General features: G+C 55.6%; 23 protein-coding genes. 21 read left to right on the top strand and 2 right to left on the bottom strand.

What is annotated here, in order from left to right; all coding sequences use genetic code 11:
- Positions 1 to 24: 24 nt before the first annotated feature.
- From eutM to eutR, 12 genes are all read left to right on the top strand, one after another.
- A complete protein-coding gene (gene eutM, locus OGY08_RS06410) occupies positions 25 to 318 on the top strand; it encodes an ethanolamine utilization microcompartment protein EutM (RefSeq protein WP_003835054.1) in 294 nt (97 codons plus the stop codon).
- Between the two features lie 114 nt (positions 319 to 432).
- A complete protein-coding gene (eutN, locus tag OGY08_RS06405; RefSeq protein ID WP_003038011.1) occupies positions 433 to 720 on the top strand; it encodes an ethanolamine utilization microcompartment protein EutN in 288 nt (95 codons plus the stop codon).
- 11 nt (positions 721 to 731) lie between these two features.
- A complete protein-coding gene (locus OGY08_RS06400; RefSeq protein ID WP_003835050.1) occupies positions 732 to 2,135 on the top strand; it encodes an aldehyde dehydrogenase family protein in 1,404 nt (467 codons plus the stop codon).
- A 12-nt stretch (positions 2,136 to 2,147) separates the two neighbouring features.
- Complete coding sequence (gene eutJ, locus OGY08_RS06395; protein WP_048234757.1) at positions 2,148 to 2,987, top strand: ethanolamine utilization protein EutJ; 840 nt, start codon at positions 2,148 to 2,150, stop codon at positions 2,985 to 2,987.
- Entirely contained in the window at positions 2,977 to 4,164 is a 1,188-nt protein-coding gene (eutG, locus tag OGY08_RS06390) for an ethanolamine utilization ethanol dehydrogenase EutG (protein ID WP_125363146.1), read from the top strand. The genes eutJ and eutG overlap by 11 nt, the downstream gene beginning before the upstream one ends.
- Positions 4,165 to 4,283: 119 nt before the next feature.
- Entirely contained in the window at positions 4,284 to 5,516 is a 1,233-nt protein-coding gene (gene eutH / locus OGY08_RS06385; protein WP_003835043.1) for an ethanolamine utilization protein EutH, read from the top strand.
- Entirely contained in the window at positions 5,513 to 6,916 is a 1,404-nt protein-coding gene (eutA, locus tag OGY08_RS06380; RefSeq protein WP_219013484.1) for an ethanolamine ammonia-lyase reactivating factor EutA, read from the top strand. Before eutH ends, eutA begins: the two co-directional genes overlap by 4 nt.
- A gap of 11 nt (positions 6,917 to 6,927) precedes the next feature.
- The gene (eutB, locus tag OGY08_RS06375) at positions 6,928 to 8,289 is read left to right on the top strand and encodes an ethanolamine ammonia-lyase subunit alpha (RefSeq protein WP_003038029.1); all 1,362 of its coding nucleotides are present in this window, start codon (positions 6,928 to 6,930) and stop codon (positions 8,287 to 8,289) included.
- Positions 8,290 to 8,309: 20 nt separating this feature from the next.
- Positions 8,310 to 9,206: an ethanolamine ammonia-lyase subunit EutC gene (gene eutC, locus OGY08_RS06370; RefSeq protein WP_008785418.1), complete on the top strand. Its 897-nt coding sequence runs from the start codon at positions 8,310 to 8,312 to the stop codon at positions 9,204 to 9,206.
- 9 nt (positions 9,207 to 9,215) lie between these two features.
- Positions 9,216 to 9,875: an ethanolamine utilization microcompartment protein EutL gene (eutL, locus tag OGY08_RS06365; protein ID WP_003838537.1), complete on the top strand. Its 660-nt coding sequence runs from the start codon at positions 9,216 to 9,218 to the stop codon at positions 9,873 to 9,875.
- 11 nt (positions 9,876 to 9,886) lie between these two features.
- Entirely contained in the window at positions 9,887 to 10,417 is a 531-nt protein-coding gene (eutK, locus tag OGY08_RS06360; RefSeq protein WP_003835033.1) for an ethanolamine utilization microcompartment protein EutK, read from the top strand.
- Between the two features lie 48 nt (positions 10,418 to 10,465).
- Positions 10,466 to 11,518 (top strand): HTH-type transcriptional regulator EutR, encoded by a 1,053-nt coding sequence (gene eutR / locus OGY08_RS06355; RefSeq protein ID WP_008785417.1) that lies wholly within the window; start codon positions 10,466 to 10,468, stop codon positions 11,516 to 11,518.
- Positions 11,519 to 11,613: 95 nt separating this feature from the next.
- Here eutR and hemF read toward each other — a convergent pair whose 3' ends face one another.
- Together hemF and amiA are read right to left on the bottom strand one after the other, a co-directional pair.
- Positions 11,614 to 12,513, bottom strand: coding sequence for an oxygen-dependent coproporphyrinogen oxidase (gene hemF / locus OGY08_RS06350; RefSeq protein WP_057066925.1), 900 nt, complete (start codon positions 12,511 to 12,513; stop codon positions 11,614 to 11,616).
- A gap of 2 nt (positions 12,514 to 12,515) precedes the next feature.
- The gene (amiA, locus tag OGY08_RS06345) at positions 12,516 to 13,385 is read right to left on the bottom strand and encodes an N-acetylmuramoyl-L-alanine amidase AmiA (protein WP_003038046.1); all 870 of its coding nucleotides are present in this window, start codon (positions 13,383 to 13,385) and stop codon (positions 12,516 to 12,518) included.
- A gap of 212 nt (positions 13,386 to 13,597) precedes the next feature.
- Here amiA and OGY08_RS06340 point away from each other — a divergent pair, with 212 nt between their 5' ends.
- The 9 genes from OGY08_RS06340 (at position 13,598) to cysA (ending at position 21,021) form a co-directional block, all read left to right on the top strand.
- Positions 13,598 to 14,023 (top strand): GNAT family acetyltransferase, encoded by a 426-nt coding sequence (locus tag OGY08_RS06340; RefSeq protein WP_003038048.1) that lies wholly within the window; start codon positions 13,598 to 13,600, stop codon positions 14,021 to 14,023.
- Positions 14,010 to 14,459: a DUF2919 domain-containing protein gene (locus OGY08_RS06335; protein ID WP_008785415.1), complete on the top strand. Its 450-nt coding sequence runs from the start codon at positions 14,010 to 14,012 to the stop codon at positions 14,457 to 14,459. The genes OGY08_RS06340 and OGY08_RS06335 overlap by 14 nt, the downstream gene beginning before the upstream one ends.
- A gap of 59 nt (positions 14,460 to 14,518) precedes the next feature.
- Entirely contained in the window at positions 14,519 to 15,094 is a 576-nt protein-coding gene (locus OGY08_RS06330; protein WP_032944164.1) for an RpoE-regulated lipoprotein, read from the top strand.
- A 93-nt stretch (positions 15,095 to 15,187) separates the two neighbouring features.
- Entirely contained in the window at positions 15,188 to 16,087 is a 900-nt protein-coding gene (yfeX, locus tag OGY08_RS06325) for a porphyrinogen peroxidase (RefSeq protein WP_003835022.1), read from the top strand.
- A 172-nt stretch (positions 16,088 to 16,259) separates the two neighbouring features.
- Entirely contained in the window at positions 16,260 to 17,051 is a 792-nt protein-coding gene (gene ucpA, locus OGY08_RS06320; RefSeq protein WP_003835020.1) for an SDR family oxidoreductase UcpA, read from the top strand.
- Between the two features lie 157 nt (positions 17,052 to 17,208).
- Complete coding sequence (locus OGY08_RS06315) at positions 17,209 to 18,225, top strand: sulfate ABC transporter substrate-binding protein (protein WP_286565844.1); 1,017 nt, start codon at positions 17,209 to 17,211, stop codon at positions 18,223 to 18,225.
- Positions 18,226 to 19,059: a sulfate/thiosulfate ABC transporter permease CysT gene (gene cysT / locus OGY08_RS06310; protein WP_003038061.1), complete on the top strand. Its 834-nt coding sequence runs from the start codon at positions 18,226 to 18,228 to the stop codon at positions 19,057 to 19,059.
- Entirely contained in the window at positions 19,059 to 19,934 is an 876-nt protein-coding gene (gene cysW, locus OGY08_RS06305; RefSeq protein WP_003038064.1) for a sulfate/thiosulfate ABC transporter permease CysW, read from the top strand. Before cysT ends, cysW begins: the two co-directional genes overlap by 1 nt.
- The gene (gene cysA, locus OGY08_RS06300; RefSeq protein ID WP_100272048.1) at positions 19,924 to 21,021 is read left to right on the top strand and encodes a sulfate/thiosulfate ABC transporter ATP-binding protein CysA; all 1,098 of its coding nucleotides are present in this window, start codon (positions 19,924 to 19,926) and stop codon (positions 21,019 to 21,021) included. Before cysW ends, cysA begins: the two co-directional genes overlap by 11 nt.
- Positions 21,022 to 21,069 lie beyond the last annotated feature (48 nt).

Here is a 21,069-nt window from a genome sequence, read left to right as displayed (position 1 = left end):
ACCCCTTAATGAGAGGAAAACACAATGGAAGCATTAGGAATGATTGAAACCCGGGGCCTGGTTGCACTGATTGAGGCTTCTGACGCAATGGTTAAAGCGGCACGGGTGAAACTGGTTGGCGTGAAGCAGATCGGTGGCGGTCTGGTCACTGCCATGGTCCGTGGCGACGTAGCGGCATGTAAAGCTGCAACGGACGCAGGTGCTGCGGCAGCACAGCGTATTGGCGAGCTGGTTTCAGTACACGTGATCCCACGTCCGCACGGCGATCTGGAAGAAGTGTTCCCGATCAGCTTTAAAGGCGACAGCAACGACATGTAAGTCGTCCATGTGACGCCACAGACTTCATTGCTGGCGTCACCCTCTCTCCTTTTCACATTACCTTCTGCGGAGGGTAGGGGGAGGTTTTACCTGAAATATGCCACGGAGGCGCGTATGAAACTGGCAATCGTTACAGGACAAATTGTTTGTACCGTACGCCATCAGGGGCTCGCGCACGACAAGTTGCTGATGGTGGAAATGATTGACGCCCAGGGAAATCCCGACGGGCAATGTGCTGTTGCTATCGACAGCATCGGGGCGGGAACCGGAGAGTGGGTGCTGCTGGTCAGCGGAAGCTCCGCCCGTCAGGCGCACCGGAATGAATCATCGCCTGTCGATCTGTGCGTGATTGGCATTGTCGATGAAGTGGTGGCAGGTGGTCAGGTGATCTTCCATAAATAAGGCAGAAAATCATGAATCAACAGGATATTGAACAGGTCGTGAAAGCGGTACTGCTGAAAATGAAAGACAGCAGCCAACCCGTCAGTGCCGTTCAAGAAATGGGCGTTTTTGCCTCCCTGGATGACGCAGTGGCGGCAGCAAAACTAGCCCAGCAGGGGTTGAAAAGCGTCGCCATGCGCCAACTGGCTATCACGGCCCTACGTGAGGCGGGCGAAAAGCACGCCAGAGAATTAGCGGAACTTGCCGTCACTGAAACCGGCATGGGACGCGTCGAAGATAAATTTGCCAAAAACGTGGCGCAGGCGCGCGGCACGCCGGGTGTGGAATGCCTGTCTCCACAGGTTCTGACCGGCGATAACGGTCTGACGCTGATTGAAAACGCACCGTGGGGCGTGGTGGCCTCGGTTACCCCATCCACCAACCCGGCCGCGACCGTCATTAACAACGCCATCAGCCTGATTGCCGCTGGTAACAGCGTGGTCTTCGCACCGCATCCGGCGGCGAAAAAAGTTTCTCAGCGCGCCATCACCCTGCTTAACCAGGCGGTGGTCGCCGCAGGCGGTCCGGCAAACCTGCTGGTTACCGTTGCCAACCCGGATATCGAAACCGCCCAGCGTCTGTTCAAGTACCCAGGCATCGGCCTGCTGGTCGTCACCGGTGGCGAAGCCGTAGTGGATGCCGCGCGTAAGCACACCAACAAACGTCTGATTGCCGCTGGTGCGGGTAATCCACCAGTGGTGGTTGATGAAACGGCTGACCTGGCACGCGCGGCGCAGTCGATAGTCAAAGGTGCATCGTTTGATAACAACATCATCTGCGCCGACGAAAAAGTGCTGATCGTGGTCGATAGCGTCGCTGATGAACTGATGCGTCTGATGGAAAGCCAGCATGCGGTGAAACTGACCGCGGCTCAGGCCGAACAGCTGCAGCCGGTGCTGCTGAAAAATATCGATGAGCGCGGTAAAGGCACAGTCAGTCGTGACTGGGTCGGGCGCGATGCCGGAAAAATCGCTGCGGCGATTGGTCTGAACGTACCGGAGCAAACCCGTCTGTTATTCGTCGAAACCTCCGCGACGCATCCGTTTGCCGTTACCGAACTGATGATGCCGGTGCTGCCGGTCGTGCGGGTTGCCAACGTCGATGAAGCCATTGAACTGGCGGTCAAGCTGGAAGGCGGCTGCCACCATACGGCGGCGATGCACTCACGCAATATCGAAAATATGAACCGTATGGCAAACGCCATTGATACCAGCATCTTCGTTAAGAACGGGCCGTGCATTGCCGGTCTTGGACTGGGCGGTGAAGGCTGGACCACGATGACCATTACCACACCAACCGGGGAAGGGGTGACCAGTGCGCGTACGTTTGTGCGCCTGCGTCGCTGTGTGTTGGTAGACGCCTTCAGAATTGTATAAGGAGTAAATGAGATGGCGCACGACGAACAACGTTGGTTGACACCCAGACTGCTAAAAGCGGCAACGCTATGTAACCAGACGCCCGCAAAGAGCGATTCACCGCTGTGGTTGGGCATTGATTTGGGGACGTGTGATGTGGTGTCGATGGTTGTGGACAGTGACGGACAGCCGGTCGCGGTTTGCCTGGACTGGGCCGATGTCGTGCGCGATGGCATCGTCTGGGATTTCTTTGGTGCGGTGACCATCGTTCGTCGCCATCTCGATACGCTCGAACAACAACTGGGTTGCCGTTTTACCCATGCGGCAACCTCGTTTCCACCGGGAACTGACCCACGCATCTCTATTAACGTGCTGGAGTCTGCCGGGCTTGAAGTGAGCCATGTCCTCGACGAACCAACCGCGGTGGCGGATCTGTTGCAGCTTGATAACGCCGGCGTGGTGGATATTGGTGGTGGCACTACCGGGATTGCGATTGTTAAACAGGGCAAAGTGACTTACTCCGCTGATGAAGCGACTGGCGGGCACCATATCTCTCTGACGCTGGCCGGGAACCGTCGTATCCAGTTGGAAGAAGCCGAGCAGTACAAGCGCAGCAATGGCAAAGAAATCTGGCCGGTGGTGAAGCCTGTCTACGAAAAGATGGCGGAAATCGTGGCGCACCATATTGCCGGACAGGATGTCGCTGATTTGTGGCTGGCGGGTGGCTCCTGTATGCAGCCAGGCGTTGATGAACTGTTCCGTAAGCGTTTCCCGGAACTGCAGGTGCATTTACCCCAGCACAGCCTGTTTATGACTCCGCTGGCGATTGCAAACAGCGGAAAAGAAAAAGCGGAAGGAATCTATGCAAGCTGAATTGCAGACCGCGCTCTTTCAGGCATTCGATACCCTGAATCTGCAACGCGTAAAAACGTTTAGCGTTCCCCCGGTTACGTTATGTGGACTGGGAGCGCTTAGTACCTGCGGACAGGAAGCACAAACGCGCGGACTGACGCATATGTTCGTCATGGTTGACAGCTTTCTGCATCAGGCGGGGATGACCGCCGCACTGGAGCGCAGCCTGGCGATGAAAGGCGTGGCGATGACGCTGTGGCCATGTCCGGTAGGTGAACCGTGCATTACGGACGTCTGCGCGGCAGTCGCGCAACTGCGTGAATCAAAGTGCGACGGTGTCGTGGCTTTCGGCGGCGGTTCCGTGCTGGATGCCGCCAAGGCAGTGGCGTTGCTGGTGACCAATCCTACCCAGACGCTGGCTGACATGGACGAGCGTAGCGTGTTACGCCCGCGTCTGCCGCTGATTGCCGTACCGACTACCGCCGGAACGGGCTCAGAAACCACGAACGTCACGGTGATTATTGACGCCGCGACCGGACTCAAAAAAGTGCTGGCCCACGCAACCCTGATGCCGGATGTGGCGATCCTTGACGCCGCATTGACGGAAGGTGTGCCTGCGCACGTAACGGCGATGACCGGGATTGATGCACTGACGCACGCCGTTGAAGCGTATAGCGCACTGAACGCGACGCCGTTTACCGACAGCCTGGCGATTGGTGCGATAGCGATGATCGGTAAATCGCTGCCGAAGGCCGTCGGCTACGGTCAGGATCTGGCGGCGCGCGAAAGCATGCTGCTGGCTTCCTGTATGGCCGGGATGGCGTTTTCCAGCGCTGGGCTTGGCCTGTGCCATGCGATGGCGCACCAGCCGGGGGCGACGTTGCACATTCCACACGGACAGGCTAACGCCATGCTGCTTCCCACGGTAATGGGGTTCAACCGCATGGTGTGTCGTGAGCGCTTTAGCCATATCGGACGCGCGTTAACCAACAAGAAATCGGACGATCGTGATGCTATCAACGCGGTCAGCGAGTTGATTAGCGAAGTGGGCCAGGCCAAACGACTCTCTGACGTTGGGGCAAAGCCCGAGCAGTACAGCGCATGGGCTCACGCCGCGCTGGAGGATATTTGTATTCGCAGTAACCCACGCACCGCCACGCAGGCACAGATCATCGACCTGTACGCGGCTGCCGGGTAATGCCTGTAGGCCGGATAAGGTGCTCGCACCACCATCCGGTAATAACACGGCGTTAATGCCGGAGGCGACGTAAACGTCTTATCCGGCCTACAAATCACAAATGACAGGGAGTAGGGGCTATGGGAATTAACGAAATCATCATGTACATCATGATGTTCTTTATGCTGATTGCCGCCGTGGACAGGATCCTGTCGCAGTTCGGCGGTTCGGCACGCTTCCTCGGTAAGTTCGGTAAGAGTATTGAGGGATCGGGCGGCCAGTTTGAAGAAGGTTTTATGGCGATGGGCGCGCTGGGTCTGGCGATGGTCGGTATGACCGCGCTGGCACCGGTTCTGGCGCATGTGCTCGGGCCAGTAATTATTCCGCTGTATGAAATGCTGGGCGCGAACCCGTCGATGTTTGCCGGAACGCTGCTGGCGTGCGATATGGGCGGCTTCTTCCTGGCGAAAGAACTGGCGGGCGGCGACGTTGCGGCGTGGCTGTACTCTGGCCTGATCCTCGGGGCGATGATGGGGCCGACGCTGGTCTTCTCCATTCCGGTTGCGCTGGGGATTATTGAACCGTCTGACCGTCGTTATCTGGCGCTGGGCGTGCTGGCGGGTATTGTCACCATTCCGATTGGTTGTATTGCGGGCGGTTTGATTGCGATGTACTCCGGCGTCGAAATCAACGGACAGCCGGTGGAATTCACCTTCGCGCTGATCCTGATGAATATGATCCCGGTGCTGATCGTGGCTGTGCTGGTGGCGCTGGGACTGAAATTCATCCCGGAAAAAATGATCAACGGCTTCCAGATCTTCGCGAAATTCCTGGTAGCGCTGATCACCATCGGCCTGGCAGCAGCAGTGGTCAAATTCCTGCTCGGCTGGGAGCTGATTCCGGGTCTTGATCCCATCTTTATGGCGCCGGGCGACAAGCCGGGTGAAGTGATGCGCGCCATCGAAGTTATCGGTTCTATCTCCTGCGTGCTGCTTGGTGCGTACCCGATGGTGCTGCTGCTGACCCGCTGGTTTGAAAAACCGCTGATGAGCGTCGGTAACCTGTTAAAAATCAATAATATTGCGGCTGCCGGTATGGTTGCGACGCTGGCGAACAACATCCCAATGTTCGGCATGATGAAGAATATGGATACCCGCGGCAAAGTGATCAACTGCGCCTTTGCGGTCTCCGCGGCCTTTGCACTGGGTGACCACTTAGGCTTCGCCGCTGCCAACATGAACGCGATGATCTTCCCGATGATTGTCGGCAAGTTGATTGGCGGCGTGACGGCGATTGGTGTGGCTATGCTGTTGGTACCGAAAGATGAAGATGTGCCAGCAGAAGTAGAAACCAACCCGGAGGCGCAATCGTGAATACTCGCCAGCTACTGAGCGTCGGTATCGATATCGGCACCACTACCACTCAGGTGATTTTCTCGCGCCTTGAGTTAGTCAACCGTGCGGCAGTGTCGCAGGTGCCGCGCTACGAATTCATCAAACGCGAAATTAGCTGGCAAAGCCCGGTGTTCTTTACCCCCGTTGATAAGCAGGGCGGGTTGAAAGAGGCCGAACTTAAGGCGCTGATCCTCGCCCAGTATCAGGCGGCGGGTATTGCGCCTGAGACTGTCGATTCCGGCGCGATCATCATCACCGGAGAAAGTGCCAAAACCCGTAATGCGCGTCCGGCGGTGATGACGCTCTCTCAGTCGCTGGGGGATTTTGTTGTGGCCAGCGCCGGTCCGCATCTGGAATCGGTGATTGCCGGTCACGGTGCGGGGGCACAAACCCTGTCCGAGCAGAAGTTGTGCCGCGTACTGAACATCGATATCGGTGGCGGTACGTCGAACTACGTTCTGTTTGATGCTGGAAAGGTCAGCGGTTCGGCTTGCCTCAACGTCGGCGGGCGACTGCTGGAAACGAACGGCCAGGGACGAGTAGTACATGCGCATCAGCCGGGGCAGATGATTGTTGATGACGTATTTGGTCCGGGCACCGACGCCCGAACCCTCAATGCGGCGCAGCTTGTTCAGGTAGCCCGACGGATGGCGGCGCTGATTGTGGAGGTGATTGACGGCACGTTATCACCGCTGGCGCAGGCGCTGATGCAAACCGGCCTGTTACAGGCGGGTGTGAAACCGGAAGTGATTACGTTGTCCGGCGGGGTGGGCGAGTGCTACCGCAACCAACCAGCCGATCCGTTCTGTTTTTCCGATATTGGCCCGCTGTTAGCGACGGCGCTGCATGAACATCCGCGCCTGCGTGAGATGAACGTGCAGTTCCCGGCGCAAACCGTGCGTGCCACGGTGATTGGCGCCGGTGCGCATACGCTGTCGCTTTCGGGCAGCACCATCTGGCTGGAAGGCGTGGCGCTTCCGCTGCGCAATCTGCCGGTGGCGATTCCGGTTAATGAGGCTGATTTGGTGGCCGCCTGGCAACAGGCGCTAATGCAACTCGATCTGGACCCGCAAACGGACGCCTACGTGCTGGCGCTGCCCGGTTCGCTGCCGGTGCGCTATGCCGCGCTGTTAACGGTGATTGATGCGCTGCTGGCCTTTGTCGCGCGCTATCCGAATCCGCATCCCCTGCTGGTGGTAGCCGAGCAGGATTTTGGTAAGGCCCTGGGCATGCTGTTACGCCCACAGTTACAGCAACACCCGCTGGCAGTCATCGATGAGGTGGTTGTCCGGGCGGGGGACTATATCGACATTGGTACGCCTCTTTTTGGCGGATCGGTTGTGCCGGTGACGGTGAAATCACTCGCATTTCCTTCCTGAGGGAACGACTTATGAAACTAAAGACCACATTGTTCGGCAATGTTTATCAGTTTAAGGATGTTAAAGAGGTGCTGGCAAAAGCCAACGAACTGCGTTCGGGGGATGTGCTGGCAGGAGTGGCCGCAACCAGTTCGCAGGAGCGCGTGGCGGCCAAGCAGGTACTGTCGGAAATGACGGTGGCGGATATCCGCAATAACCCGGTGATTTCCTATGAAGAGGACTGTGTTACCCGTCTGATTCAGGATGACGTCAACGAGACGGCCTATAACCGTATCAAAAACTGGAGTATCAGCGAGCTGCGCGAGTACGTGCTGAGCGATGAAACCTCCGTTGATGACATTGCGTTTACGCGCAAAGGGTTAACGTCGGAAGTGGTCGCTGCGGTAGCAAAAATCTGCTCTAACGCGGACCTGATCTACGGCGGTAAGAAAATGCCGGTGATCAAAAAGGCCAATACCACCATCGGTCTGCCGGGCACCTTCAGCTGCCGTTTGCAGCCGAACGACACCCGTGATGACGTGCAGAGTATTGCCGCACAAATCTACGAAGGGCTGTCCTTCGGAGCGGGCGATGCGGTGATTGGTGTTAACCCGGTAACGGATGACGTGGAAAACTTAAGCCGCGTACTGGATACCGTGTACGGCGTTATCGACAAATTCAACATCCCGACCCAGGGCTGCGTACTGGCACACGTGACTACCCAGATCGAAGCGATTCGTCGCGGTGCGCCGGGCGGGCTGATTTTCCAGAGTATCTGCGGTAGCGAAAAAGGCTTAAAAGAGTTTGGCGTTGAGCTGGCCATGCTGGATGAAGCGCGCGCAGTGGGCGCTGAGTTCAACCGTATCGCCGGGGAAAACTGCCTGTACTTCGAAACCGGGCAAGGGTCTGCACTTTCCGCGGGCGCGAACTTCGGCGCCGATCAGGTGACGATGGAAGCGCGTAACTACGGGCTGGCACGCCACTATGATCCGTTCCTGGTGAACACCGTGGTGGGCTTTATCGGGCCGGAGTATCTCTACAACGACCGTCAGATTATTCGCGCGGGTCTGGAAGATCACTTTATGGGCAAGCTGAGCGGCATCTCAATGGGCTGCGACTGCTGCTACACCAACCATGCTGATGCTGACCAGAACCTTAACGAAAACCTGATGATTCTGCTCGCCACCGCTGGCTGCAACTACATCATGGGCATGCCGCTCGGTGACGACATCATGCTCAACTATCAGACCACCGCCTTCCATGACACCGCGACCGTGCGTCAGCTGCTGAACCTGCGTCCGTCGCCGGAGTTTGAACGCTGGCTGGAAACCATGGGCATTATGGCAAACGGTCGCCTGACCAAACGGGCGGGCGATCCGTCACTGTTCTTCTGATGACGCGGGGATGACACACGATGGATCAAAAACAGATTGAAGAAATTGTACGCAGCGTAATGGCGTCAATGGGTGAGTCTCAACCGCAGGCTCAAGAACCGTCAGCACCAGCAAAATGCAGCACCACGCAGTGCGCCGCGCCGACCGGTGAAAGCTGCGCGATGGACTTAGGCTCAGCCGAAGCCAAAGCGTGGATTGGCGTTGAGAATCCGCACCGTGCAGAGGTGTTGACTGAACTTCGCCGTAGCACCGCTGCGCGTGTATGTACCGGTCGTGCCGGTCCTCGTCCGCGTACCCAGGCGCTGCTGCGTTTCCTGGCTGATCACTCGCGTTCGAAAGATACGGTATTGAAAGAAGTGCCGGAAGAGTGGGTAAAAGCCCAGGGGCTGCTGGAAGTGCGCTCGGAAATCAGCGACAAAAACCTGTATCTGACGCGTCCGGATATGGGGCGTCGTCTGAGTGCGGAAGCCATTGAAGCACTGAAATCACAGTGTGTAATGAATCCGGATGTGCAGGTGATTATTTCTGATGGCCTGTCTACCGACGCGATTACCGCTAACTATGAAGAGATCCTGCCGCCGCTGTTGTCGGGCTTAAAACAGGCCGGATTGAAGGTCGGGACGCCGTTCTTTGTTCGCTATGGGCGCGTGAAAATCGAAGATCAGATCGGCGAACTGCTGGGTGCAAAAGCGGTGATCCTGCTGGTTGGTGAACGTCCGGGCCTCGGCCAGTCGGAAAGTCTTTCTTGCTATGCCGTCTATTCGCCGCGTGTGGCGACCACCGTTGAGGCTGATCGTACCTGTATCTCGAACATTCACCAGGGCGGTACGCCACCGGTTGAAGCGGCGGCGGTGATTGTGGATTTGGCCAAGCGCATGCTGGAGCAAAAAGCATCCGGCATCAATATGACCCGTTAAGGAGGCATCATGCCAGCATTAGATTTAATTAGACCTTCAGTCACCGCAATGCGTGTGATTGCCTCGGTAAATGACGGTTTTGCCCGCGAACTTAAATTACCGCCACATATACGTAGCCTCGGACTCATCACAGCAGATTCTGATGACGTGGCGTATATTGCCGCAGACGAAGCGACAAAACAGGCAATGGTCGAAGTGGTTTATGGCCGCTCGCTGTATGCCGGTGCGGCGCACAGTCCCTCTCCAACATCGGGCGAAGTGCTGATTATGCTCGGTGGACCAAACCCGGCCGAAGTTCGCGCGGGTCTGGACGCGATGGTGGCCAATATTGAAAGCGGGGCGGCATTCCAGTGGGCGAATGACGCAGAAGATACCGCCTTCCTGGCGCATGTGGTTTCGCGTACCGGTTCGTATCTCTCCGCAACCGCGGGATGCCGACTGGGCGATCCGATGGCGTATCTGGTAGCACCACCGCTGGAAGCGACATTTGGTATTGATGCCGCGCTGAAATCTGCCGATGTACAACTGGTGACCTATGTACCACCGCCGTCAGAAACCAACTATTCAGCCGCGTTTTTGACCGGTAGCCAGGCCGCTTGTAAAGCCGCATGCAACGCCTTTGCCGATGCCGTTCTGGATATTGCCCGTAATCCAATCCAGCGCGCGTAAGAGAGGTAGTGATGATCAATGCACTGGGATTACTGGAAGTGGATGGCATGGTGGCTGCCGTGGACGCGGCCGATGCCATGCTGAAAGCCGCGAACGTGCGTCTGCTTAGCCACGAAGTGCTCGATCCTGGTCGACTGACGCTGGTGGTGGAAGGCGATCTGGCGGCATGCCGCGCAGCGCTGGATGCTGGCAGTGCAGCCGCAGCGCGTACGGGCCGTGTTATCAGCCGTAAGGAAATAGGCCGGCCGGACGATGACACCCAGTGGCTGATCGGCGGTTTTAAACGCCAGCCGAAGAAACCTGAACAGAAGCCAGAAGCGAAAACAGAAGTGAAACCAGAGAAGACACAGGACGCCCCAGTGACGTCTGAATCCTCTGCCCAACTTCTGACGCTGTTAGCATCGGTCCGTCAAGGAATGACGGCAGGGGAAGTGGCGGCCCACTTTGGCTGGTCACTTGATGAAGCCAGAAATGCGCTGGAACAGCTCTTTTCTGATGGAGCGTTGCGTAAACGCAGTAGTCGCTACCGCTTAAAAAATTAACCTGTCGGAGGGCCGGGGGCTTCGTTGAAGCTTCCGGCTTAAAAGATCATGAAAAAGAACCGTTCTGCAAACTTGCACCATCTTTATCATGAAGTATTACCCGAAGACGTTAAACTGACGCCGAAAGTGGAAGTGGACAACGTTCACCAACGGCGAACAACGGATGTGTATGAGCACGCGCTGACGATTACCGCCTGGCAGCAGATCTACGACCAGCTGCATCCGGGAAAATTTCATGGCGAGTTCACGGAAATCCTGCTCGATGATATTCAGGTGTTCCGTGAATACACTGGACTGGCGCTGCGTCAGTCGTGCCTTGTCTGGCCAAACTCATTTTGGTTTGGCATTCCGGCCACGCGCGGCGAGCAGGGATTTATTGGTACCCAGTGTTTGGGTAGCGCTGAAATTGCCACCCGCCCAGGCGGGACGGAGTTTGAACTGAGTACCCCGGATGATTACACCATTTTGGGTGTCGTCATTTCGGAAGAGGCCATTGCTCGTCAGGCCAACTTCCTGCATAACCCGGAAAGGGTGCTACATATGCTGCGCAATCAGTCGGCGCTGGAAGTTAAAGAACAACACAAAGCCGCGCTATGGGGCTTTGTGCAGCAGGCGCTGGCGACGTTTAGTGAGAATCCTGAAAACCTTCACCAACCCGCGGTGCGTAAAGTGTTGGGGGATAACCTGCTGCTGGCGATGGGCACCATGCTTGAAGAAGCGCAGCCGATTATGACTGCGGAGAGCATCAGCCATCAGAGCTATCGTCGCTTGCTGTCACGTGCGCGCGAATATGTGCTGGAAAATATGTCAGAGCCGCTGACCGTGCTCGACTTATGCAATCAGCTGCACGTTAGCCGCCGGACGTTGCAAAACGCCTTTCACGCGATCCTCGGTATTGGCCCGAATGCCTGGTTGAAACGTATTCGCCTGAACGCCGTTCGCCGTGAGTTGATAAGCCCATGGTCGCAGAGTGCGACGGTGAAAGACGCCGCCATGCAGTGGGGATTCTGGCATTTAGGGCAGTTTGCCACCGACTACCAGCAGCTGTTTGCGGAGAAACCGTCGTTGACGCTGCATCAGCGTATGCGCCAGTGGGCATGATGAGATTATTGTGCCGGATGCGACGCTAACGCGTCTTATCCGGCCTACGGGTTTGCCGTTGTTGTAGGCCTGATAAGCGTAGCGCCATCAGGCAATTACACCCAGTCGCGGACCTGAATAAACTCGCTAAGGGCAGCTTCCGGGCTGTTCGCTTCTGGCTGCCAGTCATACTCCCAGCGTACCAGCGGCGGCATCGACATCAGAATCGATTCCGTGCGCCCGCCGGTTTGCAAACCGAACAACGTGCCGCGATCCCACACCAGATTAAATTCCACATAGCGCCCACGACGATACAGCTGGAAATTACGCTCGCGCTCGCCCCAGCTCATCATTTTGCGGCGTTCGACGATGGGCAGATACGCCTCGGTGTATCCTTGACCTACCGCCTGCATAAAAGCGAAGCAGTGGTCGAAATCAGGGGTATTCAAATCATCGAAAAACAGCCCGCCAATTCCGCGTTGCTCGTTGCGGTGCTTGAGGAAGAAGTAGTCATCGCACCACTTCTTGTAACGTGGATAAACGTCATCGCCAAACGGCTGGCACAGGTCCCGCGCCGTGCGATGCCAGTGAACCGCATCCTCATCAAAGCCGTAGTAGGGCGTTAAGTCAAAGCCACCGCCAAACCACCACACGGGATCGGCCCCCGGTTTTTCCGCGATAAAAAACCGTACGTTGGCATGACTGGTTGGAATGTAGGGATTCTGCGGGTGCACCACCAACGAGACGCCCATGGCTTCAAAACTGCGCCCGGCAAGCTCCGGGCGATGCGCGGTAGCCGAGGCCGGCATTGCATCGCCGTGGATGTGGGAGAAGTTGACGCCTGCTTGCTCGAAAATACCGCCGTTACGCAACACCCGACTGCGCCCGCCGCCGCCCGCTTCGCGTTGCCAGTTATCCTCAACAAATTCGCTGCCGTCTACGGTGGATAACTGCTGACAAATTTCATCCTGCAGGCTGAGCAGGAACTGTTTTACGCGCTGTGCATCGGGCTTCATGGTTAACGTTTCTTCGAGTGTGCTTTCTGGTTATCAAACCAGTGGAAATAGCTGATGATGCCATTGGCGATAGCGGTGGCGATTTTCTGACGAAACGCCGCCGTACCCAGCAATCGTTCTTCTTCCGGGTTGGTGATGAACGAGGTTTCGACCAGGACCGACGGAATCGAAGGTGATTTTAGCACCACGAAGGCGGCCTGTTCCGTACTGCGACTGTGCAGACGGTGTACCGGCTTGATCTTCTTAAGAATATGCGAGCCTAACGTCAGGCTGTTTTTTATGGTGTCAGTTTGCACCAGATCGAACAGCACCTGCTGCAACAAATGATCTTTGTCAGTGGCCTTCTTTCCGGCGACTTCATCGGCCCGGTTTTCACGATCGGACAGATATTTCGCCATGGCGCTACTGGCGCCGCGATTGGATAAGGCAAAGACCGAAGCACCCGCAGCGCTCGGATTGGTAAAACCGTCGGCGTGGATCGACATGAACAGATCGGCACCATGTTTGTGGGCGATCTCGACGCGATCGTAGAGCGGAATAAACGTATCGCCGGAGCGGGTCAGGCGTGCATCAATCCCCTGGTTACGTAGGATCGAGCGCACATTTTTGGCAATCGCCAGTACCACGTGCTTTTCTTTCGACCCGTTGCGACCAATTGCGCCGGTATCAATCCCTCCGTGCCCCGGATCAAGGACAACAACGCGCTTAGCACCGGATTTTTTCGCTTTCGGTTTGCTGTGTCCATTGCTGGTCTTTAGCGCTTCTTCTTTAGCGATGGCTTGTGACATGCCTGACAGCGTCAGGGCGGCCAGCCCGGCTTTCAGCACCTGGCGGCGCGATGTGAGTGTTTTTAGTGGTTTAAAAGTGCTCATACGGCCTGAGTTGTAAAAAAAAGGTTCTAAACGTTATATCGTATCGCGTAGTCCGTTGCGACGGATCGAGATAAGAATTGTTTTACTTTTCATTTCAATACGTGACAATTCCGTATTATGCCATTTTTTCCGCCGCTTCGCGTCAGATATTGGCTAAATCAGCCGTTCGCGCCATAATCGCTTTTTAACGTCCTGAAAAGGTACCCAATACCATGGAAATACGCGTTTTTCGCCAGGAAGATTTCGAAGAGGTGATCACCCTCTGGGAGCGTTGTGATTTGCTGCGTCCATGGAACGACCCTGAAATGGACATCGAACGTAAAGTCAATCATGACGTCAGCTTGTTCCTCGTTGCTGAAGTGAACGGCGAGGTGGTCGGTACGGTGATGGGCGGATACGACGGGCATCGCGGTTCCGCCTATTACCTGGGCGTGCATCCTGAGTTTCGCGGTCGCGGCATCGCCAATGCGCTGCTCAACCGGCTGGAGAAAAAGCTCATTGCCCGCGGTTGTCCGAAGATTCAAATCATGGTGCGTGACGATAACGACGTCGTACAGGGCATGTATGAACGTTTGGGCTATGAACATGCGGATGTACTCAATCTGGGCAAGCGTTTGATCGAAGATGAAGAGTACTGAGTTTCATCCGGCCGACTATGACGGTCATGGGCGTCTGCGCCTGCCTTTTCTCTTCTGGTGCGTACTGCTGTTGCAGGCACGCACCTGGGTTTTGTTTGTGATTGCCGGTTCTTCCCGTGAGCAGGGCAACACCTTGCTGAATCTGTTTTATCCCGATCATGACGCATTCTGGCTTGGGTTGCTTCCCGGCGTTCCCGCCGTGTTGGCGTTTTTACTCAGTGGGCGACGCTTTGCGTTTCCGGTGCTCTGGCGCTGGCTGCGCGGATTATTGATTCTCGCTCAACTGGTGCTGCTGTGCTGGCAGCCGGTGATGTGGCTGGCAGGCGATCCTCTCAATGGCGTCGGGCTGGCGCTGTTGGTGGCGGATATTGTCGCGCTGATCTGGCTGTTAACCAATCAACGTCTGCGCGCCTGTTTTTCCCTTGAGAAAGAATAACGGCACTTTTTGGGGAAACCGGACTCCAAGCAACGTTGATAAATAAGGAAGGAAGTGAAATGAAATCACTGCGTTTGACTTTATGCGCGATGCCGCTGCTACTGGCCGGGTGTTCAACGTTGTCCTCGGTGAACTGGTCTGCCGCCAATCCGTGGAACTGGTTTGGTTCTTCAACGCAGGTCACAGAGCAGGGCGTAGGAGCGTTAACGGGCGCTACGCCGCTGGATGAAAAAGCCATTGCTGATGCGCTGGACGGTGATTACCGCCTGCGTAGCGGAATGAAGACCGATAACGGTAATGTGGTGCGCTTCTATGAAGCGATGAAAGACGACAAGCTGGCGATAGTCATCAACGGCAGCCAGGGAACCATCAGTCGTATTGATGTATTAGATCACGATATTTCGTCAGCCGCGGGTGTCGAAATAGGTACACCGTTTAGCGACCTTTACACTAAAGCTTATGGTAATTGCCAAAAAGCAACCGGCGATGACAGCGCGGGCGTTGAGTGTAAAGCTGAGGGAAGTCAACATATTAGCTATATTTTTTCCGGTGAATGGAGCGGACCTGAGGATATAATGCCGTCTGACGACACGCTGAAAGCGTGGAAAGTAAGCAAAATTATCTGGCGGCGTTAATTTGCGTCTGAACAAATCGGCTTGTTAAAAAAACAGGTAGAATAGCGCCCATCAATGCCACGATGTCGTGGCATCTTTTTTTCAGGAGGAACAATGTCTCAGGTTCAGAGTGGCATTTTGCCAGAACATTGCCGTGCGGCGATTTGGATTGAAGCCAATGTTAAAGGCGACGTTGATGCCCTGCGTGCGGCCAGCAAAACCTTCGCCGATAAGCTGGCGACCTTTGAAGCTAAGTTCCCGGATGCGCATCTGGGCGCGGTTGTCGCTTTTGGCAACAACACCTGGCGTGCATTGAGTGGCGGCGTCGGTGCTGAAGAGTTAAAAGACTTTATCCCTTACGGTAAAGGTCTGGCACCAGCAACCCAATATGACGTGTTGATCCATATTCTCTCTTTGCGTCATGACGTGAATTTCTCTGTTGCGCAGGCGGCAATGGAAGCATTTGGCGACTGTATTGAAGTTAAAGAAGAAATCCATGGTTTCCGTTGGGTCGAAGAGCGCGATCTCAGCGGCTTTGTTGACGGTACGGAAAACCCGGCAGGCGAAGAAACGCGCCGTGAAGTTGCCGTTATCAAAGATGGTGTGGATGCCGGTGGCAGCTATGTGTTTGTGCAGCGTTGGGAACATAACCTGAAGCAGCTTAATCGCATGAGCATCCATGACCAGGAAATGATGATTGGTCGCACCAAGGAAGCCAACGAAGAGATCGACGGTGATGACCGTCCGGTCACCTCTCACCTGAGCCGTGTTGACCTCAAAGAAGACGGTAAAGGGCTGAAAATTGTGCGCCAGAGCCTGCCATACGGTACTGCCAGCGGCACGCACGGTCTCTATTTCTGCGCCTACTGCGCTCGTCTGCACAACATTGAACAACAATTGCTGAGCATGTTTGGTGACACCGACGGTAAGCGTGATGCGATGCTGCGCTTCACCAAACCGGTAACCGGCGGCTATTACTTTGCACCGTCGCTGGACCGTTTAATGGCGCTGTAATGGCGAGCTGATCCTGTTATCGGCCACGAAATAGACATCCCCGCATCGTCGGGGATTTTTTTTACCTGAGATTAACCTGATTTAGTGAGCTATTCCTCAGCACTAATTTGTTATTGCTGTATCTTCTGCGTGAATGAAGCGAAGGCTTCATATTCAAAAGGAGAATATTGAAATGGGAAAACTCACGGGCAAAACAGCATTGATTACGGGCGCATCTCAGGGTATTGGCGAGGGTATCGCCAGAACGTTTGCCCGCCATGGTGCGAACTTAATCCTGCTGGATATCTCCGATGAGATTGAAAAACTGGCGGATGAGTTGGCTGGGCGAGGGCACCGTTGCACAGCTGTTCACGCTGACGTCAGAGATTTTGCGTCGGTCAAGGAAGCGGTGACGCGCGCGAAGCAGATTGAAGGCAAAATCGATATTCTGGTCAACAATGCCGGCGTATGCCGCCTCGGCAACTTCCTTGATATGAGCGATGAAGATCGCGATTTTCACATTGATATCAACATTAAAGGCGTCTGGAACGTGACGAAAGCCGTTCTGCCGGAGATGATTGCGCGCAAAGATGGGCGCATCGTGATGATGTCATCGGTGACCGGCGATATGGTTGCTGACCCGGGCGAAACGGCCTACGCGCTGTCGAAAGCCGCGATCATCGGTTTGACCAAATCCCTGGCGGTAGAATATGCGCAGTCCGGCATTCGCGTGAATGCCATTTGCCCTGGCTACGTTCGTACGCCGATGGCGGAAAGCATTGCGCGTCAGTCTAACCCGGAAGATCCTGAATCCGTTTTAGTCGAAATGGCGAAAGCGATCCCGATGCGTCGTCTGGCCTGCCCGCTTGAGGTCGGTGAACTGGCGGCGTTCCTGGCATCGGATGAGTCCAGTTATTTAACTGGCACGCAAAACGTGATTGATGGCGGCAGCACTTTGCCTGAAAGCGTAAGCGTCGGCGTCTGATTGATGCCGGTCTCCTCCCCATGTGCTGGGGAGGAGGTACCCCTTATTCTCTTTTCAACTTTCAAATCATCAAACGGTATATAAAACCGTTACTCCTTTAGCACTGGTTATAAATATGATGACCATAAGAAAGTCATTTAATTTATAAGGGTGCGCAATGGCCGTTAACTTACTGAAAAAAAGAACACTGACGCTGGCAGCCATGCTGTTGCTGGTGGGGCAGGCGCAGGCAACGGAACTGCTGAACAGTTCATACGATGTTTCCCGCGAGCTGTTTGCCTCCCTTAATCCGCCGTTTGAACAGCAATGGGCGAAAGATAACGGCGGCGACAAACTGACGATTAAACAATCTCATGCCGGGTCATCAAAACAGGCGTTGGCGATTTTGCAGGGGCTGAAAGCTGACGTCGTGACCTATAACCAGGTGACCGACGTGCAGATCCTGCATGACAAAGGCAAGCTGATCCCTGCCGACTGGCAAAGCCGCCTGCCGAATAACAGTTCGCCATTCTATTCCACCATGGCGTTTTTGGTGCGTAAGGGCAACCCGAAGAATATCCACGAATGGAACGATCTGGTTCGCCCGGACGTGAAGCTGATTTTCCCGAACCCGAAAACCTCCGGTAACGCACGCTATACCTATCTGGCAGCGTGGGGCGCGGCAGATAAAGCGGACGGTGGGGATAAAGCCAAAACCGAACAGTTCATGACCCAGTTTCTGAAAAACGTGGAAGTATTTGATACCGGCGGTCGTGGTGCAACTACCACCTTCGTGGAGCGCGGTCTGGGCGACGTACTGATTACCTTTGAATCGGAAGTGAACAATATCCGTAAACAGTACGAAGACCAGGGCTTCGAAGTGGTGGTGCCGAAGGTCAACATTCTGGCGGAGTTCCCGGTGGCCTGGGTAGATAAAAATGTGCAGGCCAACGGTACTGAAAAAGCGGCGAAAGCTTACCTGAACTGGCTGTACAGCCCGCAGGCGCAAACCATCATTACCGATTTCTATTACCGCGTGAATAACCCGCAGGTAATGGACAAGCTGAAAGATAAATTCCCGCAGACCGAATTGTTCCGTGTGGAAGATAAGTTTGGCTCGTGGCCTGAAGTGATGAAAACGCACTTTGTCAGCGGCGGTGAGCTGGACAAATTGCTGGCGGCGGGGCGTAAGTAAATGTTTGCTGTTTCTTCCCGACGTGTGCTGCCCGGCTTCACTTTGAGCCTGGGCACCAGCTTACTGTTTGTCTGCCTGATATTGCTGCTGCCGCTGAGCGCGCTGGTGATGCAACTGGCGCAAATGAGCTGGGCGCAATACTGGGATGTGATTACCAATCCGCAGGTGGTGGCGGCTTATAAAGTGACGCTGCTGTCGGCGTTTGTGGCGTCGATTTTTAACGGCGTGTTCGGTTTGCTGATGGCGTGGATCTTAACACGCTATCGCTTTCCGGGCCGTACGCTGCTGGATGCGCTGATGGACCTGCCGTTCGCACTGCCTACGGCGGTGGCAGGTCTGACGCTGGCGTCACTGTTTTCGGTTAATGGCTTCTACGGCGAGTGGCTGGCGAAGCTGGATATCAAGGTGACCTACACCTGGCTCGGTATCGCGGTAGCGATGGCCTTTACCAGCATTCCGTTTGTGGTGCGTACCGTGCAACCGGTACTGGAAGAGTTAGGCCCGGAATATGAAGAAGCAGCTGAAACGCTCGGTGCTACGCGCTGGCAAAGTTTCCGTAAAGTAGTGCTGCCGGAGCTGTCTCCTGCGCTGGTGGCAGGCGTTGCGCTGTCGTTTACCCGCAGCCTCGGTGAGTTTGGCGCGGTTATTTTTATCGCCGGAAACATCGCATGGAAAACGGAAGTGACCTCGCTGATGATTTTTGTTCGCTTGCAGGAGTTTGACTACCCGGCCGCCAGCGCGATTGCTTCTGTGATCCTCGGGGCTTCGTTGTTGCTGCTGTTTTCAATTAACACTCTGCAAAGTCGCTTTGGTCGACGTGTGGTAGGTCACTGATGGCAGACATTACCCAATTGAAACGCTATGGCGCACCCCGCATCAACTGGGGGAAATGGTTTCTGATCGGCACGGGCATGCTGGTCTCCGCGTTTATTTTGCTGGTGCCGATGATTTACATCTTCGTGCAGGCGTTCAGCAAGGGATTAATGCCGGTATTACAGAACCTGGCGGATCCGGACATGCTGCATGCCATCTGGCTGACAGTGCTGATTGCGCTGATTGCGGTCCCGGTGAACCTGGTGTTTGGTGTGTTGCTGGCCTGGCTGGTGACCCGTTTTAACTTCCCCGGACGCCAACTACTACTAACGTTACTGGATATTCCATTTGCTGTCTCGCCGGTGGTCGCCGGTCTGGTCTATCTGCTGTTTTACGGCTCTAACGGCCCGCTTGGTGGGTGGCTGGATGAGCATAACCTGCAAATTATGTTTGCCTGGCCGGGGATGGTGCTGGTGACAGTGTTCGTGACCTGTCCGTTTGTGGTGCGTGAGCTGGTGCCGGTGATGTTAAGCCAGGGCAGCAATGAAGATGAAGCGGCTGTGTTGCTGGGTGCATCCGGCTGGCAGATGTTCCGCCGCGTTACGCTGCCGAATATCCGTTGGGCATTGCTGTACGGTGTGGTGTTGACCAACGCCCGTGCGATTGGTGAGTTTGGCGCGGTGTCAGTGGTTTCCGGCTCGATTCGCGGCGAAACCTTATCGCTGCCGCTACAGATTGAATTACTGGAGCAGGACTACAACACGGTCGGCTCTTTTACCGCCGCGGCGCTATTAACGCTGATGGCGATTATTACCCTGTTTTTGAAGAGCATGTTGCAATGGCGTCTGGAGAACCAGGAAAAACGCGCGCAGCAGGAGGAAAATCATGAGCATTGAGATTGCCAATATTAAGAAGTCTTTTGGTCGCACCCAGGTGCTGAACGATATCTCGCTGGATATTCCTTCAGGTCAGATGGTCGCGCTGTTGGGGCCATCCGGCTCGGGCAAAACCACGCTGCTGCGCATTATTGCCGGGCTGGAGCATCAGTCCAGCGGGCATATCCGTTTTCACGGTACCGACGTCAGCCGATTGCACGCCCGCGACCGTAAGGTGGGGTTCGTGTTCCAGCACTATGCGCTGTTTCGTCATATGACCGTTTTCGACAATATCGCGTTTGGTCTGACGGTCCTGCCACGGCGTGAGCGCCCGAGTGCGGCGGCCATCAAAGCAAAAGTGACCAAACTGCTGGAAATGGTTCAACTGGCTCATCTGGCGGACCGTTTCCCGGCACAGCTCTCCGGCGGGCAAAAACAGCGCGTGGCGTTGGCGCGTGCGCTGGCGGTAGAGCCGCAGATCCTGCTGCTCGACGAACCGTTTGGCGCGCTTGATGCGCAGGTGCGCAAAGAGCTGCGTCGCTGGCTGCGTCAGTTGCATGAAGAGTTGAAATTTACCAGCGTGTTTGTTACCCACGACCAGGAAGAAGCAACGGAAGTCGCAGACCGCGTGGTGGTGATGAGTCAGGGTCATATCGAACAGGCTGATGCGCCGGATCAGGTATGGCGCGAACCGGCTACTCGTTTCGTCCTGGAATTTATGGGTGAGGTTAACCGCCTGCAGGGGACGATTCGTGGCGGCCAATTCCATGTGGGCGCACACCGCTGGCCGCTGGGTTATACGCCTGGCTATCAGGGACCGGTGGATCTGTTCCTGCGCCCGTGGGAAGTGGACGTGAGCCGTCGTACCAGCCTGGATTCGCCGTTGCCGGTACAAGTGCTGGAAGCCAGCCCGAAAGGACACTACACCCAATTAGTTGTGCAACCCCTGGGGTGGTATAACGAACCGTTGACGGTAGTCATGCAGGGCGATGATTCCCCTGGCCGCGGCGAACGTCTGTTTGTCGGGCTGCAAAATGCACGCTTGTATAACGGCGACCAGCGTATTGAAACGCGTGAAGAGGAACTTGCCCTGGCGCAATCAGCCTGATAGGTTAATTTGCATAGTTATCGCCCGGTGGCGCTACGCTTACCGGGT

It is taken from the genome of Citrobacter sp. Cpo069, assembly GCF_030332785.1.
GTDB lineage: Bacteria > Pseudomonadota > Gammaproteobacteria > Enterobacterales > Enterobacteriaceae > Citrobacter > Citrobacter portucalensis.
The sequence above is the reverse complement of the archived record's forward strand: the minus strand, read 5'-3'. Positions and strand labels throughout refer to the sequence as shown.